Source organism: Micromonospora sp. SCSIO 07396 (genome assembly GCF_053667945.1).
The window spans coordinates 7,015,086-7,033,330 of the sequence record NZ_CM132210.1; the positions used below are offsets into that span (position 1 = coordinate 7,015,086).

16 protein-coding genes are annotated in these 18,245 nt (G+C 72.5%); 7 read left to right on the plus strand and 9 right to left on the minus strand.

Annotation, left to right across the window (positions count from 1 at the left end):
* Positions 1–8: 8 nt before the first annotated feature.
* Positions 9–446, minus strand: a complete 438-nt coding sequence (locus ACWCHM_RS30860; protein ID WP_421489895.1) for a hypothetical protein — start codon at positions 444–446, stop codon at positions 9–11.
* Entirely contained in the window at positions 428–1,087 is a 660-nt protein-coding gene (locus ACWCHM_RS30865; protein WP_204957386.1) for an HNH endonuclease family protein, read from the minus strand. The genes ACWCHM_RS30860 and ACWCHM_RS30865 overlap by 19 nt, the downstream gene beginning before the upstream one ends.
* Before the next feature lie 108 nt (positions 1,088–1,195).
* Between ACWCHM_RS30865 and ACWCHM_RS30870 the strand changes: the two genes are divergently transcribed.
* A complete protein-coding gene (locus ACWCHM_RS30870) occupies positions 1,196–2,659 on the plus strand; it encodes an MFS transporter (protein WP_454220924.1) in 1,464 nt (487 codons plus the stop codon).
* 191 nt (positions 2,660–2,850) lie between these two features.
* Here ACWCHM_RS30870 and leuA read toward each other — a convergent pair whose 3' ends face one another.
* From leuA to ACWCHM_RS30885, 3 genes are all read right to left on the minus strand, one after another.
* Entirely contained in the window at positions 2,851–4,605 is a 1,755-nt protein-coding gene (gene leuA, locus ACWCHM_RS30875) for a 2-isopropylmalate synthase (RefSeq protein ID WP_454220925.1), read from the minus strand.
* Positions 4,606–4,914: 309 nt separating this feature from the next.
* Positions 4,915–5,445, minus strand: coding sequence for a nitroreductase family protein (locus tag ACWCHM_RS30880; protein WP_204957391.1), 531 nt, complete (start codon positions 5,443–5,445; stop codon positions 4,915–4,917).
* Between the two features lie 84 nt (positions 5,446–5,529).
* Positions 5,530–6,267: a hypothetical protein gene (locus tag ACWCHM_RS30885; protein WP_454220926.1), complete on the minus strand. Its 738-nt coding sequence runs from the start codon at positions 6,265–6,267 to the stop codon at positions 5,530–5,532.
* Between the two features lie 422 nt (positions 6,268–6,689).
* Here ACWCHM_RS30885 and ACWCHM_RS30890 point away from each other — a divergent pair, with 422 nt between their 5' ends.
* Together ACWCHM_RS30890 and ACWCHM_RS30895 are read left to right on the plus strand one after the other, a co-directional pair.
* A complete protein-coding gene (locus ACWCHM_RS30890) occupies positions 6,690–7,955 on the plus strand; it encodes an aspartate kinase (RefSeq protein ID WP_204957392.1) in 1,266 nt (421 codons plus the stop codon).
* 5 nt (positions 7,956–7,960) lie between these two features.
* Positions 7,961–9,019, plus strand: a complete 1,059-nt coding sequence (locus tag ACWCHM_RS30895; RefSeq protein WP_454220927.1) for an aspartate-semialdehyde dehydrogenase — start codon at positions 7,961–7,963, stop codon at positions 9,017–9,019.
* Positions 9,020–9,242: 223 nt separating this feature from the next.
* On the opposite strand, the gene ACWCHM_RS30900 is transcribed toward ACWCHM_RS30895, so the two are convergent.
* Complete coding sequence (locus ACWCHM_RS30900) at positions 9,243–10,664, minus strand: diguanylate cyclase (protein WP_454220928.1); 1,422 nt, start codon at positions 10,662–10,664, stop codon at positions 9,243–9,245.
* Positions 10,665–10,837: 173 nt separating this feature from the next.
* On the opposite strand from ACWCHM_RS30900, the gene ACWCHM_RS30905 reads away from it, so the two are divergent.
* The 3 genes from ACWCHM_RS30905 (at position 10,838) to ACWCHM_RS30915 (ending at position 12,797) form a co-directional block, all read left to right on the plus strand.
* On the plus strand, positions 10,838–11,521 hold the full coding sequence (locus ACWCHM_RS30905) for a histone deacetylase (RefSeq protein ID WP_281902217.1): 684 nt from the start codon (positions 10,838–10,840) through the stop codon (positions 11,519–11,521).
* Between the two features lie 142 nt (positions 11,522–11,663).
* Positions 11,664–12,122 carry a lamin tail domain-containing protein gene (locus ACWCHM_RS30910; RefSeq protein WP_281902219.1) on the plus strand — a complete coding sequence of 153 codons (459 nt, stop codon included), beginning with the start codon at positions 11,664–11,666 and terminating at the stop codon, positions 12,120–12,122.
* A gap of 198 nt (positions 12,123–12,320) precedes the next feature.
* A complete protein-coding gene (locus ACWCHM_RS30915) occupies positions 12,321–12,797 on the plus strand; it encodes a hypothetical protein (RefSeq protein ID WP_454220930.1) in 477 nt (158 codons plus the stop codon).
* 76 nt (positions 12,798–12,873) lie between these two features.
* Here the strand turns inward: ACWCHM_RS30915 and ACWCHM_RS30920 are convergent, their stop codons facing one another.
* The 3 genes from ACWCHM_RS30920 to ACWCHM_RS30930 all read right to left on the minus strand — a co-directional run bounded on the left by ACWCHM_RS30920 (position 12,874) and on the right by ACWCHM_RS30930 (position 16,745).
* Positions 12,874–14,784 carry a CBM96 family carbohydrate-binding protein gene (locus ACWCHM_RS30920; RefSeq protein ID WP_454220932.1) on the minus strand — a complete coding sequence of 637 codons (1,911 nt, stop codon included), beginning with the start codon at positions 14,782–14,784 and terminating at the stop codon, positions 12,874–12,876.
* Positions 14,785–14,897: 113 nt separating this feature from the next.
* On the minus strand, positions 14,898–16,004 hold the full coding sequence (locus tag ACWCHM_RS30925) for a calcium:proton antiporter (protein ID WP_421489902.1): 1,107 nt from the start codon (positions 16,002–16,004) through the stop codon (positions 14,898–14,900).
* Positions 16,005–16,064: 60 nt separating this feature from the next.
* Positions 16,065–16,745, minus strand: coding sequence for a M23 family metallopeptidase (locus tag ACWCHM_RS30930; protein ID WP_204957398.1), 681 nt, complete (start codon positions 16,743–16,745; stop codon positions 16,065–16,067).
* Between the two features lie 293 nt (positions 16,746–17,038).
* Here ACWCHM_RS30930 and ACWCHM_RS30935 point away from each other — a divergent pair, with 293 nt between their 5' ends.
* Positions 17,039–18,226, plus strand: a complete 1,188-nt coding sequence (locus ACWCHM_RS30935; RefSeq protein WP_204957399.1) for a chymotrypsin family serine protease — start codon at positions 17,039–17,041, stop codon at positions 18,224–18,226.
* The last annotated feature ends 19 nt before the right edge of the window (positions 18,227–18,245 follow it).

An 18,245-nucleotide genomic window follows, 5' to 3' on the forward strand; every position in this document is an offset into this window, starting at 1 on the left:
TGGGTGCGTCAGCCCTCGGGGCGGTGCAGCAGGGCGAGCGCGACGGTGTGCACGGCGTCGAGGTCGGCCGGGTCGACGAGCTTGGCCGTCCCGCCGGTCACCGCGTACCACTCGTCGGCGTCCTTGTACTGCACGGCGAGGGTGGCCTGGCCGTCGGCGTACCGCGTCTTGAGGGTCAGCTCGCCGGTCACCACGCCCACCTCGTCGGTCATCACCCCGCCGGGGCCGGCGACCAGGTCGGCGGTCAGCTCGCGGGGCCCGCCGGTGCCGCCCGCGTCGGCGGTCATCCCCGCTCCGGGCACCCCGGCCGGGGCGGCAGGCTGCCCGTCGGCGGTCATCCCGGCGGTGGCCGCCCCCGCAGCCTCCGGCGTCGCGTCGGCTCCCGTCGCCGGGGTCCCGGCCGGGTCGGCCCCGGCGTCGGCCGGTGTCAGCGCTTGCTCGCCCATGTGCAGCCCCCCAACATGTCGGTGATGGCGGCCTTCTCGGCGCTGGTCACCGTCAACTTCCAGTGGTGCTTGACCTCTACCCAGTGTTCCGCGTACGTGCACCAGTAGGCGCGGTTCGGCGGCTTCCACTGCGACGGGTCCTGGTCACCCTTGGACCGGTTGGAACTGGCGGAGACCGCGAAGAGCTGCGGCCGGGTCAGGTCGTTGGCGAAGTCGCCGCGCTTGGCGTCGTCCCATTCGTCGGCACCGGAACGCCACGCGTTGGCCAGCGGCACCATGTGGTCGATGTCCACGTCGGAGGGGTCGGTGAAGGTCCGCCCGTCGTAGACGCTCTCCCACCGCCCGCCGACCACGTTGCAGCCGGAGAGCCGGATGTCCTTGCCGTCGCGCTGGAGCACACTGTCCCGCACGTCGCAGTTCTTGCCGGTGTCCCGCCAGTGCGGGAAACGGTTCCGGCTGTAACCCTTCATCGAGCCGGCCTCGGCGACGGTCAGCTCCGCGAGCTGCTCACCGACGTTGCCGGAGTTGCCGGGTGGCGCCTCCGGTTCGGCCACCGAGACGTCACAACCACCCGCGCCGAGGGCGAGCAGCGCGGCAAGGGCCGCCGCCACCGCCGCGCGGCCTCCTGATCTGGTACGCACAGACGACACCTTTCCAGCTTGCGGGCTTCCGGCGATCCCGCACAGTACCCAAGGCGCGGTTTCCGCGTTTCGTGGCGTCTCCGGTCGAGGGCGTGCAGATTGGTACCCATGACGGCACCCGCTCACGCGCTCCGTATCCGTACCACGGCCGGACGGGGGACGCTGCTCGCCGCGATCCTCGCCTCGGGCATGGTGTTCCTGGACAGCACCGTGGTCAACGTGGCGTTGCCCCGGCTGGGCGCCGACCTCGACGCGACCGTCGCCGGTCTGCAATGGACGGTCAACGGGTACGCGCTGATGCTGGCCGCGTTCGTCCTGCTCGGTGGGTCGCTGGGGGACCGGTTCGGCAGGCGGCGGATCTTCCTGATCGGGGTGGTCTGGTTCGCGGTCGCCTCCGTCCTGTGCGGCCTCGCCCAGGACACCAGCCAGCTGATCGCCGCCCGGTTCCTCCAGGGCGCGGGCGGGGCGCTGCTCACCCCCGGGTCGCTGTCGGTGCTCCAGGCGAGCTTCCACCCGGACGACCGGGGCCGCGCCATCGGCACCTGGTCCGGCCTGTCCGGGGTGTCCACCGCGCTCGGACCGTTCGTCGGCGGGTGGCTGATCGACGCGCTCTCCTGGCGGTGGATCTTCTTCATCAACCTGCCGCTCGCGGCCGGGGTGCTGCTGGCGGGGGTGCGCTGGGTGCCGGAGAGCCGGGACGAGAACGCCTCCCGCACCGCCGGCCGACGGTTCGACATCGCCGGTGCGCTGCTCGGCGCGCTGGCCCTGGGTGGGCTCACCTACGCCCTGATCGACGCCCCGGTACGTGGGGCCGGCTCCTGGCCGGTGCTGCTCGCCGCCGGCGTCGGGGTCCTCGCCGCGGTCTGCTTCGTGCTGCTGGAACGGCACCGGGGCGAGGGGGCGATGCTGCCCACCACGATCTTCGGCAGCCGGCTCTTCTCGGTGCTGAACGTGTTCACTGTGCTGGTCTACGCCGCGCTGAGCGGGTTCACCTTCTTCCTCTCCGTCTACCTACAGAACGTCGTCGGCTGGTCGGCGCTGCGCACCGGGCTGGCCACCGTGCCGATGACGGTGCTGTTGCTGCTCGGCTCGGCGCGGGCCGGGGCGCTGTCGGCGCGGATCGGCCCCCGGCCGCTGCTGACCGTCGGCCCGGTCGCCGCCGCTGCCGGTCTGCTGCTGCTGCGCCGGGTCGGGCCGGGTGCGTCGTACTGGTGGGACGTGCTGCCCGGGGTGCTGCTGTTCGGGGTCGGGCTGACCCTGGTGGTGGCGCCGCTGACCGCGTCGGTGCTGGCCGCCGTGGCGGACCGGTTCGCCGGGGTGGCCAGCGGCTTCAACAACGCCGCGTCGCGCACCGGCGGCCTGCTCGCGGTGGCCGCGCTGCCGCTGCTGGTCGGTCTGTCCGGCACCGGCTACGAGCAGGGCACCGCCCTGACCGATGCGTTCCGGGGGGCGATGACGTGGTGCGCCGGTCTGCTGCTCGGCGGCGCGCTGCTGGCCGCCCTGCTGGTCCACCGCCCGCCGTCCCCGGACCGTGCCCCCGGTCGGGCCGCGCCGTCGACCCGGGGCACGTAGCGGGGACGGGCGGATCGGGGTGGCCGGCCCTGGCGGGATGGGCGCGTCGGGGTGGCCGAGCGCGCCGGGGTGGCCGGCCGGTGGCGGGGTGGGCTCGGCCGGCCGTGCCGCCCCGGGCCGGCAGCCGGCCCCGGGGCTGGTGGTCGTGATCCGGGATCGTCCGCTGACGACCACCAGCCCGGACGGTGCGATCAGCGCCGGGTGCGGTTGACGGCGCTGGTGACGGCCTTGATGGAGGCGGTGACGATGTTGGGGTCGGTGCCGACGCCCCACACGGTCTGGCCGTTGATGTCGCACTCCACGTAGGCGGCGGCCTGGGCGTCGCCACCCGAGGAGAGGGCGTGCTCGTGGTAGTCCAGCACGCGTACCGCCACACCCACCGACTGGAGCGCGTTGACGTACGCGTCGATGGGGCCGTTGCCGACGGCGGTGAGGGTGCGCGCCGCGCCGTCGACGACCACCTGGGCCTCGATCTCGACCTTGCCGTCGACGGTGCCGATCGTGTAGCCGGTCAGGTTGACGGACGGGTCGACCTGGTGGTCGAGCAGGTAGTTGCGGGCGAAGATCTGCCACATGGTGCCCGGGTCGACCTCGCCACCGTCGTGGTCGGTGACCTGCTGCACGACGCCCGAGAACTCGATCTGGAGCCGGCGCGGCAGGTCCAGCTGGTGCTCGGTCTTCATGATGTACGCGACGCCGCCCTTGCCGGACTGCGAGTTGACCCGGATGACCGCCTCGTAGGTGCGGCCCAGGTCCTTGGGGTCGATCGGCAGGTAGGGCACCGCCCAGGTGAACTCGTCGATCGGCACCCCGGCCGCATCGGCGTCGCGGTGCAGGGCGTCGAAGCCCTTCTTGATGGCGTCCTGGTGGGAGCCGGAGAAGGCGGTGTAGACCAGGTCGCCGGCGTACGGGTGCCGCTCGTGCACGGGGAGCTGGTTGCAGTACTCGACGGCCCGCTTGACCTCGTCGATGTTCGAGAAGTCGATCATCGGGTCGATGCCCTGGGAGAACAGGTTCAGCCCCAGCGTCACCAGGTCGACGTTGCCGGTGCGCTCGCCGTTGCCGAACAGGCAGCCCTCGATCCGGTCCGCGCCGGCCAGCAGGCCCAGCTCGGCGGCGGCGACCCCGGTGCCCCGGTCGTTGTGCGGGTGCAGGCTGAGCACCAGGCTGTCCCGGCGGGGCAGGTGCCGGTGCATCCACTCGATCGAGTCGGCGTACACGTTGGGGGTGGCCATCTCGACGGTGGCCGGCAGGTTGATGATCAGCTTGCGGTCCGGGGTGGGGTCGATCACCTCGATGACCTTGCCGCACACCTCCACCGCGTACTCCAGCTCCGTGCCGGTGTACGACTCGGGCGAGTACTCGTAGTAGATGTCGGTGTCCGGGGTGTGGATCTCGGCATATTTGCGGCACAGCCGTGCGCCCTGGGTGGCGATGTCGGTGATGCCGTCGCGGTCCAGGCCGAAGACCACCCGACGCTGGAGCGTCGAGGTGGAGTTGTAGAAGTGCACGATGGCCCGGTGCGCGCCGCGCAGCGACTCGAAGGTTCGCTCGATCAGGTGCTCCCGGCACTGGGTGAGCACCTGGATGGTGACGTCGTCGGGGATCAGGTCCTGCTCGATGAGCTGCCTGACGAAGTCGAAGTCGGTCTGGCTGGCTGACGGGAAGCCGACCTCGATCTCCTTGTAGCCCATCTGCACCAGCAGCTGGAACATCCGCCGCTTGCGTTCCGGCGACATCGGGTCGATCAGGGCCTGGTTGCCGTCGCGCAGGTCGACCGCGCACCAGCGGGGGGCGGCCTCGACGTGCCGGGTCGGCCAGGTGCGGTCCGGCAGGTCGATCCGGAACTGCTGGTGGTACGGCTGGTAGCGCTGGTACGGCATCCGGCTGGGACGTTGCCGGGCGATCTGATCGGCGTCGGCGTCGGTGGTGACAGGTTGAGCCATGACGGAGTGCTCCCGTGGGTCAGGTGGCGTCAGCATTGCGAAGGTGTCGGCGGGTCGGGCGGCGATGCCCGGACGGTTGCCGAGATGGAGTTCGGATCTGCTGGACGGCGCGGTTCGACTCCGCGACGGGGTGCCGGCCGGTCAGGCCCCGTCGCGGCGACCAAGGAGAAGGTACGCCCGCCACATGACAGAGTGACCCTACGTGATGAGCCGGGGGGTGCAAAGGTGGGTCCGGACTCTGAGATCCGAATCGCACCCGCCACGGGCCGCCGGCCGAGGTCCCGCCACCACCGTCGAGGGGCGGTGGCGTCAGCCGAGCAGCAGGGCGTGGACCGGGTGCCGACGGCGCAGCGCGGTCTCCCGGCGCAACAGGTCCACGGGCAGCGTGGACGGGTCACCGAGCGGGCCGACGGCGGTCACCACCAGGGGGCGTACCCCGGTGGGCAGGTCCAGGTCGGCGGCGAGCGCGGCCCGGTCGAAGTCGCGGATCTGGCGTACGTGCAGACCGAGGGCGGTGGCCTGGACGCTCAGGTGGGCGATCGACTGGCCCAGGTCGTACGCGCACCGCTCCGGATCGCCCGCGACGTGCGCGCCCACCAGCAGCGCGGCGGCGTGCCGCGCCCAGCGCTGGTCGGCCCCGGTGAGGCTGACCAGGATGCGTTTCCAGGTCTCGTCGTCGCGGCGGCCGAGGGCGAACCGCCACGGCTGGGCGTTGCCGGCCGACGGAGCCCAGCGGGCCGCCTCCAGCAGGGACGCCGCCTCGTCGCCGGTCAGTTCGGCGGTCGGGTGGAACGCCCGGGGGCTCCAGCGGAAGGCGAGCAGCGGCGTGAGGTGAACCATGCGAAGAGAATCCCGTATGGGGTTTTTGGTGGATTAGCCCGCTATGGCAAATGTGGTCAAGGCCACCCGTAACACCCGAACGGGTCAGGACGTTCCCGGGCTCGGGTCGGCCGACGCCCCCGACTCCCGCCCGAGCGGCTCACCGGGCACCACCGGCCCGGCCAGCGGCACCGTGTCGGGTGCCGGGCCGGGCGGACCGACCAGGGTCAACGTGCCCAGCGCCGCCCGGACGAAGGTGGGCGTCCCGTCCGGCTGGTAGCAGTAGATGCCCACGTCCAGCGGCGGATTCAGCGAGGCGGACGTGCTCTCCACCGCGTAGCAGGTCCCCGGCACCCCGGGCGGCGTGGTCGCGGTGGAGACCGACAACGCGGTACGCCTGTCGGTCAGCACCTCCAGCCAGTCGGTGAACGGGTGCTGTACCCGGGGGTCCAGCCGGTGCGGCACCGCGTCGTCCCGGTCACCCAGCCGTACGCAGCTCGCCGGCTCCGGCCGGCCGGCCGACGGCAGGCCGCACTGGAACAACCCGTCCCGGGTGGCGGCGAGCGCGACGTCGGCCGTCCCGTCGAGGGCGCCCCCCGGCACCTCCACCCGCCAACTACCGTCGTTCGCGCTGGTCACGGTGATCTCGCGGGCCGGCCCGCCGGTGCCGGTGAGGGTGTAGCGGGCGGTCAGGTGCCGGTCCCGGGCGGCGGCGGCCAGCGCGGCCAGCTCGTCGCGGGCGCTGTCGACCGTGACGGGTGCCGGATCGGACGGCGGGGCGGTCGGCGGGACGTCCGGCCCGTCGGAGCCGCAACCGGCCAGCAGTACCAGCACCGACACCACCGGCAGCACCGCCCGCCCCGGCCGCCCCGGCCCCGATCGGTCGGGCGGCCCCGATCGGTCCGGCGGCCGCGGCCCGGTGGGACCGGCCAGGTGGGTCGGCGGCATCCGACGCGCGGGATGGGCCGGTCGGGCCGGCCGCGCCGGGGGAAGGAGGAGCGGGCGGGGGTGGGCATGCACCGGGTCATTCTGCGCCCGGCGACCGCCCCGGACGACCCCGCGCGGACCGGTGACGGGCCGGGCGTGTCGGGTCCCGTCCCCCGCCCGGACCGCGCCGTGCGGCGGTGGCCTGCGCCGGATGGTGGGATCACCCGACCCGCACTCGCGTACCGCCCGATACCCTGGGGTGGTCTGACACGCGCCGCCGGACTTCAGCCGGCGGCGTCGGCACGCTCAGGGTCATCGCTGGGAGGGAGTGCGCCGTCGTGGCACTCGTGGTGCAGAAGTACGGCGGATCCTCCGTCGCCAACGCCGAGCGGATCAAGCGGGTGGCCGAACGCATCGTCGCCGCCCGCAAGGCCGGCGACGACGTGGTGGTGGTGGTCTCCGCGATGGGCGACACCACCGACGAGCTGCTCGACCTGGCCAACCAGGTCAGCCCCCTACCGCCGGGCCGTGAGCTGGACATGCTGCTCACCGCCGGGGAGCGGATCTCGATGGCGCTGCTGGCCATGGCCATCCACAACCTGGGGTACGAGGCACGCTCGTTCACCGGCTCGCAGGCCGGTGTGATCACCACCTCGGCGCACGGCCGGGCGCGGATCATCGACGTCACCCCCGGGCGGCTCAAGGGCGCGCTCGACGAGGGCTCGGTGGTGATCGTGGCCGGCTTCCAGGGCGTCTCGCAGGACACCAAGGACGTCACCACGCTGGGCCGGGGCGGCTCGGACACCACCGCCGTGGCGCTCGCCGCCGCGTTGCACGCCGACGTCTGCGAGATCTACACCGACGTGGACGGCGTCTTCACCGCCGATCCCCGGATCGTGCCCAACGCCCGGCACATCAGGCACATCACCTACGAGGAGATGCTGGAGCTGGCCGCCTGCGGCGCCAAGGTGCTGCACCTGCGCAGCGTGGAGTACGCGCGTCGGGCAGGCTTGCCGATCCACGTCCGTTCGTCATACTCGACCAACACCGGCACCATGGTCACCGGATCGATGGAGGACCTTCCCGTGGAACAGGCACTGATCACCGGGGTTGCCCACGACCGCAGCGAGGCGAAGATCACGATCGTGGGGGTGCCCGACGAGCCGGGTGCCGCCGCCAGCATCTTCGACACCGTGGCCGGTGCCGAGATCAACATCGACATGATCGTGCAGAACGTCTCCACCGAGGGCACCGGGCGTACCGACATCTCGTTCACCCTGCCCAAGGCCGACGGGCCGACCGCGATGGCCGCGCTCAGCAAGATCCAGGAGCCGGTCAAGTTCAAGGGCCTGCTCTACGACGACCACGTCGGCAAGGTGTCCCTGATCGGCGCCGGCATGCGCTCGCACCCCGGTGTCGCGGCCGGTTTCTTCGCCGCCCTCGGCGCGGCCGGCGTCAACATCGAGATGATCTCCACCTCCGAGATCCGGGTCTCCGTGGTCTGCCGCGACACCGACCTCGACCGGGCGGTACGCGCCATTCACGACCAGTTCGAGCTGGGCGGCGACTCCGAAGCCGTGGTGTACGCGGGAACCGGGCGGTAGCCCCGATGGGACCGCAGCCCACCCTGGCCGTGGTCGGGGCGACGGGGGCTGTCGGCACCGTGCTGTGTGACCTGCTCTCCTCCCGGCGCAACGTCTGGGGGGAGATCAGGCTGCTCGCCTCGGCCCGCTCGGTCGGCCGGCAGGTGCGCTGCCGGGGCGAGGAACTGACCGTCGGCGCGCTCACCCCCGAGGCGTTCGACGGGGTCGACGTGGCGGTCTTCGACGTGCCCGACGAGGTGTCGGCGTACTGGGCGCCGATCGCCGTCGAGCGGGGCGCGGTGGTCGTCGACAACTCGGCCGCGTTCCGGATGGACCGCGACGTGCCGCTGGTGGTGCCCGAGATCAACCCCGAACAGGTGCACCACCGGCCCCGAGGGATCATCGCCAACGCCAACTGCACCACCCTGACCATGATCGTGGCGATCGCCCCGCTGCACCGCGAGTACGGCCTGCGGGAGCTGGTGCTCGCGTCGTACCAGGCGGTGTCGGGGGCGGGGCAGGCCGGGGTGGACGCGCTGCACAGGCAACTCGGCAAGATCGCCGGAGACCGGGTGCTCGGCTCCCGCCCCGGCGACGTCAGGCAGGCGGTCGGCGACGAGCTGGGCCCGTTCCCCGCACCGCTGGCGTTGAACGTGGTGCCGTGGGCGGGGTCACCGGCCGGGCAGGGCTGGTCGTCCGAGGAGATGAAGGTCCGCAACGAGTCCCGCAAGATCCTCGGCCTGCCCGATCTCAAGGTCTCCGCCACCTGCGTACGGGTGCCTGTGGTGACCGGCCACTCGGTCGCTGTACATGCCGTCTTCGCCACCGAGGTCGACGCCGAGGGTGCCCGGGAGGCGCTGCGCAACGCACCCGGCGTGATCCTGGTCGACGACCCGGAAGCCGGGGAGTTCCCGATGCCCATCGACGCGGTCGGCACCGACCCCTCCTGGGTGGGCCGGATCCGCCGGGCGATCGACGACCCACGCGCCCTCGACTTCTTCGTCACCGGCGACAACCTGCGCAAGGGCGCCGCCCTCAACACCGCCCAGATCGCAGAACTACTAGTCAAACCCCCCCGCCCCTAACCCCACCCCCACCTCCCGGGCCCCACCCCGCCCCGCGCCCCCACGCCCCCACCCCCGCGCCCCCACTCCCTGTCGATCAAGGAGTTGTGGTGCTCACAAAAGGGGCGCGACCGGGGCAAAACGCCCACCACGAGTCCATGATCGACTGGGGTGGGGCGGGGTGGGGGCGGACGGGGTGGGGGCGGACGGGGTGGGGAGCGGGGGAGGGGAGTGGGGGTGGGGGTTAGGGGGTGGAGAGGTGGACTCGGTTTCGGCCTTGGTGTTTGGCGGTGTAGAGGGCCTGGTCGGCGCGGTGCAGGGTGCGGTCGGCGGGTTCGCCGGGGAGCGGTAGCGCCACGCCGACGCTGATCGTGCGGCCGGTGCGGCGGGCTGCCTCGGTGAGCCGTTCGGCGATCCGGACCGCCTCGTCGGGGTGGGCCACCTCGATCACCGCGACGAACTCGTCGCCGCCGGTGCGGTACAACTCGTCGCCGTGCCGCAGCGCCGCCTCCAGGGCGCGGGCCAGCCCCACCAGCAGCCGGTCCCCGGCCTGGTGGCCGTACGTGTCGTTGACGCTCTTGAAGCCGTCCACGTCGATGGCGAGCAGCGCGGTGCGCCCGGGGGTGGCCGCCGCGATCCGCCGCCCGAACGTGCCGGTGTGCCGCAGCCCGGTGAGCGGGTCGAGGCTGGCCTGTTCGCGCAGCTGCGCCAGGGTGCGCAGCCGCTCCAGGGCGGCCCACGCCTGCCCGGCGAGCAGTTCCATCAGGTTGACCGTAGTCGGGTCGGGGTGCAGCAGCCGTTCGTCGGCGACCAGCAGCACCCCGCCGTCATCGGGTGGGCCGACCGGCACCGACACCAGGGTGCGTACCCCGGCACGGGCCAGCGCGAGGTGTTCCTCCGTGGGCGGGCAGCCCGCCTCACCCAGGGTGTACGCCGCGCCGTACCGGTGGGCCCGCGCGACGAGCCGGTCGAGTTGCGTGGTCGGGGCGTCGGCCAGCGCGGCCCGGACCCGCGCCTCCCACTCGGTGGGCACCGTGGCGGGTGCGCCGACGCGGGGGCCGTGTCGACCGGCGAGCACCAGCACGGCGGTGGAGAGGGTGGAGACCTCCCGGGCGGCGGTGAGTGCGGCGGTCAGCAGGTCCCAGTCGGTGGGGGCGGCGGTCATCGCGGTGGCGTGCCTGAGCAGTTTCTCGCTGCGGCTCTCGGCGGGCGGCCCGCCCAGCGCCGCGATCCGGGCACCGAGCCGCTCGGCGAGCCGGTCGGCGGTCTCCCGCCACGGCGTGAGGTCCACCGGCCCGCTCCACTGGAGGTCGAGCACGCCGATCGGCCGGCCCTGCGGGTCCCGCACCGGTACGCAGATCTCGGCCGTGACGTCGGGGCGCAGCGGCAGGTAGTCCGGGTCGGCGGTGACGTCGACGACGGTGGCCCCCACGCCGGAGGCGTACACCCGGCCGACGATGCCCGACTTCGGCGGGACGGCGGAGAAGACCTGCCAGGCCCCGGTGGCGGCGATGCAGCGCAGCCGGTCGTGCACCTGGAGCAGGACGGAGATCGTGGCGGGGGCGTACCGGGCGAGCGCGGTCACCGTCCACCGGCACGCCTCGGCGGCGGTCGACGCCATCGACAGGCGGACCGTGACGTCCCGGACGACTCGCTCGTGATCCACGTTCTTCCAGGTGAGATGGGCCCGGCGGGTGCCGGGGCTGCGATCAAGCGTACTCAGCGCCGACCGGTCGGTCCCACCATGATCATTTCGTTCGTACGCATGTTTCATCCACAGGGTGTGGACAGGGCCTGTGGGCGATAGCGTGGGGACCCCGGCGCGGGGGAGGGGGTGGAATGGAACTGCTCTGGTACGTCGCCTACGGGTCGAACCTGCACGCCGCCCGGCTCGGCTGGTACCTCTCCGGCGGCCGGCCGCCCGGCGGGCTGCGGACGTACCCCGGCTGCCGGGACTGCCGACCGCCGCGCCTGACGCTGCCGGTGCTGATCCCCGGCGGCATCTACTTCGCCGGCGAGTCCCGGGCCTGGACGGGCGGGATGGCCTTCTACGACCCGACGCTGCCGGGCGTCGCGGCGGCCCGCGGCTACCTGCTCACCCGGGCCCAGTTCGCCGACCTCGCCGCCCAGGAGATGTACCGACCCCCCGGCGACGACCTGCCCGCGCTCGACGCGGCGGTGGCCGACGGCCGGGCCACCCTCGGCCCGGGGCGCTACGAGACGCTGCTGCGGGTCGGCACCCGCGACGGCCTGCCGATGCTCACCTTCACCGCGCCGTGGCGGGCCGCCGACGTGGCGTGGACCCCGCCCGCCCCGGTCTACCTGCGGATGATCGCCGAAGGGCTGCGGGAGGCGCACGGCTGGTCGCCTGCCGAGACGGTCGACTACCTGGCCGACCGGCCCGGGGTGGCCGGACACTGGAACCGGCCCCGACTGGTTGGCCTGATCCGCCCGCCGGACGAGTGCGGATCGGTGGAAGGGCCGCCGTCGCCTGACGATCGCGTCGTCCATGATCACCATTAGGGTCCCGCTGCCGGGACTGGCGGACCGGATTGGCGACGCGGCGCATTTCCGGTCCACAGTCGCCGGTCCGCGTCGATAACCTCGGCTCACTTTCCGTGACCGGTCCCCGTGGACGCCGGTCCGTGAACCTGTGGGGGTACGCGTGAAGCACACCAGGCTCGTCGGATTCGCCGTGGCGCTCGTCGTCGCCGTCGGCGGTTCGCTCGCCGTCGCCGGGCCGGCCCAGGCCGCCACCCCGGCCGTCGAGATCACCAAGGTCTACTACGACTCCCCGGGCAGCGACACCCGCTCCAACACCAGCCTCAACGCCGAGTACGTCAAACTGACCAACCGGCGCAGCTCGACGCTCAACCTGAAGTCCTGGACGCTGCGTGACAAGTCCAAGCACGTCTACACGTTCTCCGGCGACGTCCGCCTCGCCAAGGGCGCCAGCGTCTACATCCACACCGGCAAGGGCAAGAACACCTCCACCCACCGGTACTGGGGTTCCGGGAACTACATCTGGAACAACACCGGGGACACCGCCTACCTGCGCAACTCCGCCGGTACCGGGATCGACTCCTGCACGTGGGGAAGCAAGGGCAGCTACACGAACTGCTGACCACCGCTCGGACCCGCGGTGACCGGAGCGTTGAGGGGCGTTCTCCGGCCATCGTTCGACCGTCCCGGGAAGGACGGCCGGCGACTTCTCGCACCGGGAGTCGCGGCCGGTCCCGGGGCGGTCGACCCGTTTCCGCCCTTGCCGGCACCACCGGCGTCCGGCCGGGTCGGTGTCGGTCGGCTCTGCCATGCTGGGCCGGTGACGGTGACCTGGCGACACCTGCCCGCCCCGGCCCGCGAGATCGCGGTGGCCGCCACCGCGGCGGTCGAGGCCGCCCAGGCCCACGACGGCCCGGCGTACGACGACGCGGTGCCCCGGCTCGCCGGTGCCGACCGCGCCGGGCTGGTCCTCGGCGGCGTGGTCCGGCTCCTGCTCGAACAGGCCCACCCCGACGGGCTCGACAGCGACGACGTGCGGCAGGTGCTGGAACGCTGCGTCCGGGCCGCCGTGACCTGGCGACCCGACGTCGACCCGCACGTGGTGCTGGTGCTGCTGGCCGGGGCGCTCGGCGTCTACGACCCGGGCGACGACGACACCCCGCCCGACCCGGCCGCCGTCGCCGCCCACGCGCCGCTGCTGGTGGCCGACCTGCTCGCGGTGACCGGCGTCCCGTTCGCCGGCTGCCTGGAAGCGGCCTTCGCCGAGGTCGCCCGCACCGAACGCCACGACGACTGACGACGCCCCCACCGGCGACGACGGCGGGGAGGACACCTGTCACCAGGTGGCCTCCCCGCCGTCGCGGCCCCGCCGGTCAGGAGGCGGCGGCCACCTGGAACGAGTACCAGTTCGGGTAGTCGTGGACCGTGCCGTCGGCGCGGACCGCGTACACGGTCAGGGTGACCCAGCCGGCGGTCTCCGGCGTCCAGGTCACCGTCGCCCGGCCGGCGGAGTCGGCGGCCACCTCGGTCAGCTCACCGTCGCCGCCGAACGAGTACCGGTAGGCGGCGGTGTCGGTCCCGCCGGGCGGCGGGGAGAAGGTGAAGGTGCCGGTGACCCCCACACCGCCTGACGGTTCGCCGCTGTCGGGGTAGACGTCGGACCGCACCCCCGGCCACGGCAGGAAGTACGCCTGCCAGGTCGCCTCGGGTGAGACGAACCCGTTCCCGCTGTGGCTGCGCACCCGCACGGTGTGCCCGTCGGGGTTGTTCGCGACGAAGCTGAAGTACGCGGTGCCGTCCGCCTCCGCCTGCCGGGTTTCCGGCTGGGCGTTGTCGAGCACGATCTCGTACTCCTGCACGCCGGTGACCCCGGTGGCGGGGACGAACTTCAACAGCACCTCCTGGCCCCACTGCGGCGTCCCGCTCTCCACCCGGATCTCCGGTTCGGACGACGGCACGAAGGTGCGGTAGACAGTCTCGGCGGAGACGTTCCCGGCCGCGTCGACCGAGCGGACGGTCAGCCGCTGCGGCCCGGAACCGGTCGGGTTGAGGGTTACCGTCGCCGATCCGCCGGGCGTGGCCGCCCGGACGGTGCCCGGCTTGCTGAACGGGTCCTTGCAGACCAGTTGCCCGTACTCGCCGCTGTACTCGCAGACGCCGGCCGCGCCGAGGCCGCTCCAGGAGTACTGGAAGCCGGCCACGTCCCTGTCGCCCATGCCGGAGAAGGTGAAGACCGCCGGTTCGCCGGCCGGAGCCTGCTGCCCGGAGTCGTCGGCCGGGTAGTTCGACGAGCTGACCGCCGGGGCGGTCGGGTCGGTGCCGTCGTAGGTGAAGAAGCACTTCTTCGACCAGGCGGAGGTGTCCGCGCCGTCACCGACGCGGGCCTGCCAGCCGTACGACTTCCCGTCGACCAGGACGCCGGCGGGCACCGTGCCGCTGGCGACCCGCCCGAACGTGCCACGGTCCGAGCTGAACTCGGTGCGCTGCTCCGGTTGGCCGGTCGGCCAGATCGCGAAATCCGTCCGGGGGGAGTCCCACTCGTCGGCGTCGGTGCCGCGGGCCTGGAGCAGGCCGGCGAACCCGCCGATCCGGGGGTACGGCTTCAGCTGGGTGCAGAGGAAACCGCCGTTGTAGAGGTGTTCGCTGTCGACCTTCGGCAGCGAGTTGTAGCTGACGCTGAGCTCTACGTTCTTGTACCAGTACAGCTCCCGGCCGTACGACGGGTCGGCCTCGTACTGCTCCGGCACCCGGATCTCGAAGGTGACCCGGCGCTGCTTGTGGGCCACCGCGTCCTGCACCGCCGCGCCGACGTCGAAGGCGAGGGACCGGGGGCAGTACGTCGAGCTCCCCTCCTCGTCCAGCTTGACCAGGGGTTCGGGCTGCTTGTTCCAGGTCGTCGGCGTGGCACCCACCGGCTTGGTACGCCAGATCTCGACGGCCCGTTTGGTGCAGTCGGCGGCACTGTGCTCCTGGACGAAGACCTTGCCCTCGTAGATCTTCTTCCCCTCGTACCGGGACAGGTCGAAGGTGGCGTAGACGCGGGCGGTGTGGGTCTTGCCGGCGTCGTCGACCCGGGTGCCGAGCGGCAGGTTGGTGTCCCCGTCGGCCTGGTAGGCCGTCTTCGGGGTGGCCGAGTCGACCCAGCCGACCTGGACGGCCGGCGGGCTGTCGAAGTGCGGTGCCGCCGACGCGACACCGGCGGTGGTGGCGACGGCGAGCCCGGTGACGCCGAGCGTCAACGCGAGCGCGCCGATGAGACCACGACGTGGCCTGGATGTGAGCACAGTGGATCGTCCTCCCCGTGTAGCCGTCCGGGCCCCCGCCCGGACAGTTACCGGCATCAAACCCTGAGCATGTGCCCCCGACAACCACCTTTCGGTCGGTGCCTGTTGCGGGGTCAGGGGCTGGCGGCGAGGAAGACGAACGCGGCGAGCAGCACCAGGTGCACCCCGCCCTGCAGGACGGTGGCCCGGCCCGGCACCACGGTCAGCACCCCGGTGACGACGGTCAACGCCAGCAGGGTCAACTGGGTGCCGGCGAGGCCGAGCAGCAGCGGCCCGTCCAGCCAGATCGAGGCGAGGGCGATCGCCGGAATGGTCAGGCCGATGCTCGCCATCGCGGAGCCGAGCGCCAGGTTGAGGCTGATCTGCACCCGGTCCCGGCGGGCCGCGCGGGCGGCGGCCAGGGTCTCCGGCAGCAGCACGAGTAGCGCGATGACCACCCCGACGAAGGACTGCGGCAGGTTCGCCGCCGCGACCCCGGCCTCGATGGTCGGCGAGACGGTCTTCGCGTCACCGACCACGGCGACCAGGGCGACGACGAGCAGCACCAGACTCGTCACCGCGGTCCGCGTCGACGGCGGGTCGGCGTGCCCGTCGCCGTCGGCGTCGGGCACGCTGCCGTCGTTGGTCACCGGCAGGAAGTAGTCCCGGTGCCGGCCGGTCTGCACCATCACGAACAGCCCGTACAGGGCCAGTGAGGCCACGGCGGCGAAGGCGAGCTGGGCGGGGGAGAACTCGGGGCCGGTCTTGCTGGTGGTGAACGTCGGCACCACCAGGCTCAGGGTGGCGAGGGTCGCCACGGTGGCCAGCGCCCCACCGGTGCCCTCCGGGTTGAACACCGCCACCCGCCGTCGGAGCGCGCCGAGCAGCAGCGAGAGCCCGAGGATGCCGTTACAGGTGATCATCACGGCGGCGAAGACGGTGTCCCGGGCCAACGCCTGGGTCTTGTCCCCGCCGCTGATCATCAGGGTGACGATCAGGGCGACCTCGATGACGGTGACCGCCACCGCGAGCACCAGCGAACCGTACGGCTCACCGACCTTGTGGGCGACCACCTCGGCGTGGTGCACGGCCGCCAGCACCGCCCCGGCCAGCAGCAGGGCGACCACCGCCACCAGCAGACCCGGCAGCTCGCGGTTCCAGGTGACGAGCAGCAGCAGCACCGCGAGTACGGGTACCACGATCGTCCAGTCGGACATCCGGGGGCGGCGCAGCGCGGGCATGCCGTACACCTTGCCAGGAAAACCGGGTCGTCGCGCCGCGCCGGGCGGCGGACGGCACGGTCACCGCGTCGGCTCGACCACCGCCGCCTCGCCCGGGACGCCCCGGTCGACCTCGACCGGCGGGTCACCCGGTCGCCGCCACGACCGGTAGTGCCGGAAGGCCATCGGCAAGCCCCGGGCGGCGTACGGGTCGGCGGCGTCCATCACCTGTAGGTGCAGGTGCGGCTGGGTGGAGTTCCCCGAGTTGCCGCAGTCGCCCAGCTCCTGCCCGACGTCGACCGGGTCGCCCACCGCCACCCGGACCGACCCGGCGCGCAGGTGGGCGAGCAGGACGTACCCCTGACGCCCGGCCAGCTCGACGATCACGTGGTTGCCGGCGACGGCGCCCGCGCCCCGGCGGACCCGGGCCGCCTGGGTCAGCGCGTAGGCCAGCAGCGTCGTCGGCGACCGGCGGGCCTCGTGGTCGACCTCCCCGTCGTGCACCGCCACCACCCGGCCGGCGGCGGGGGCGAGGACCGGCCGCCCGAAGGCGAGGAACCGCTGCGGCGGCTCGGTCGCCAGCAGCGTCCGCCAGTCCCGGACGGTCGCCGTCCGTCGCCCCCGCACCGCCACGAAATCCATCGCGTACGTGGTGGCGAAGAGGTCGGTGCCGTGGCTGGGCACCCGCCGGGCGGGGCTGTTCTGCACCAGCCAGGTGCCCCGGAACGGCAGGGCGAGCACGACCGGATCGGGGATCGACATCGGGCTCCTCCACGGGTGGGACGCCCACGGTACGACGCCACGGCCACCGGCATCCCGGGGGCGAATCCGGCCCGTTCGTGACGTTCCACATCGGCCGGACAATTCCTTCGGCGAAAACAGTACGCGCGTTCCGAATGGTCGGGCCGGTGCGGTGGCGTTCAGTCCATCACCCGACAGGCAGGCGTATTGCCTGACGTAAATCAATAGATGATGCTCTCGATGGCGGGCAATCGCCATTTATCGAGAGGGTGCAGATGAACAATTCGCTCCGAAGAATCATTGCCCTGGTGGGCGTGGGTGTCGTACTGCCGTTCATGGCCGTGCCGGCCAACGCGGCAGCACCGGGACCGCTGAGCGTCGCGGCGGTAGCGGCCATGACGCCGGAACGACAGGCCACGGTGCTCGAACCGCTGCGGCTGGCGGCCGACGCCGTGGCCCAGGTCGGGCAGGGCACCCGGGCGGACATCTACACGCAGGTCGAGATGGCCGCCGACTACCGGTCGATCAACGTCTACCTGACCGACGTGCGGCAGGGACGCGCCTTCATCGCCGCGGTCCGCCGGGTCAACCCCAGGGTGGACACCCGGCTGATCAACGTGGTGCAGAGCAGGAAGTCCCGGCAGCAGCTCCGGCAGGAGATCACCGCCCTCACCGAGCGCACCGACCTGCCCTTCACCGTCGGCCTGGCGGGCAGCTCGGTCGACGGCAGCGTCATCGAACTCGCCGTGGACGACACCGAGGCCGCGCACGCCTACCTCGCCTCGCCGGCCGTCACGCAGCGGCGCGCCACCGCCGACGCCACCGAGATCCGCATCCGGCAGGCACCCCCGTCGAAGCCGCTGAGCCGCTGGAACGACACCTCCCCGTTCTACGCGGGAGCAGCCCTCGGGCCGGCCTACGGGAGCGAGTCCTACTGCACCAGCGGCATCCCCGCCGTCAGTACCTGGGACGGCCGGCAGTGGCTGGTCACCGCCGGTCACTGTTACAACGTCGGCGACAACGTTTCGGCGGCCGGCGGCAATTACATCGGCCAGGTCAAGTACAAGCGGGCCGATCTCGACTCGCTATTCATCGAGGCGCCGACGAACCGGTACACCTGGGACGGCCTCGACGCGGCCGGCTACTCCCGCTATCTCAACGGCGTACGCAATGTGGCGGTCGGCGATTTCCTCTGCCAGCTCGGATACAACTCGAAGGTCGTCTGCAACATCAGGACGGTGTACGCGGGCAATGCCAGCTGGGTCGTGAACGGCACCACCGTCTGGGGCAGCTACGGCGTACCGAACGCCGGCGGCATCGTCGGTCGCGGTGGCGACAGCGGCGGGCCGGTCATCTACCTCAACGACCCCAACTCCCGCCAGCTCAACGGCATCGTCAGCTACGGCTACGGCTGCAACGCGTCCGGGTGCACCACCGGGCTGGCCTGGGTCGACGTGTGGTCGATCTTCAACGGCTTCGCCATCAAACTGAACCCGTCCTGACCTGACCGACGGGGTCCGG

What these genes read in the sequence shown, in the direction of transcription:
- ACWCHM_RS30925 (WP_421489902.1), bottom strand. Translation starts at nt 16,004, where the DNA reads ATGCCCGCGCTGCGCCGCCCCCGGATGTCCGACTGGACGATCGTGGTA.
- ACWCHM_RS30930 (WP_204957398.1), bottom strand. Translation starts at nt 16,745, where the DNA reads ATGTCGATCCCCGATCCGGTCGTGCTCGCCCTGCCGTTCCGGGGCACC.
- leuA (WP_454220925.1), bottom strand. Translation starts at nt 4,605, where the DNA reads ATGGCTCAACCTGTCACCACCGACGCCGACGCCGATCAGATCGCCCGG.
- ACWCHM_RS30880 (WP_204957391.1), bottom strand. Translation starts at nt 5,445, where the DNA reads ATGGTTCACCTCACGCCGCTGCTCGCCTTCCGCTGGAGCCCCCGGGCG.
- ACWCHM_RS30895 (WP_454220927.1), top strand. Translation starts at nt 7,961, where the DNA reads ATGGGACCGCAGCCCACCCTGGCCGTGGTCGGGGCGACGGGGGCTGTC.
- ACWCHM_RS30860 (WP_421489895.1), bottom strand. Translation starts at nt 446, where the DNA reads ATGGGCGAGCAAGCGCTGACACCGGCCGACGCCGGGGCCGACCCGGCC.
- ACWCHM_RS30870 (WP_454220924.1), top strand. Translation starts at nt 1,196, where the DNA reads ATGACGGCACCCGCTCACGCGCTCCGTATCCGTACCACGGCCGGACGG.
- ACWCHM_RS30905 (WP_281902217.1), top strand. Translation starts at nt 10,838, where the DNA reads ATGGAACTGCTCTGGTACGTCGCCTACGGGTCGAACCTGCACGCCGCC.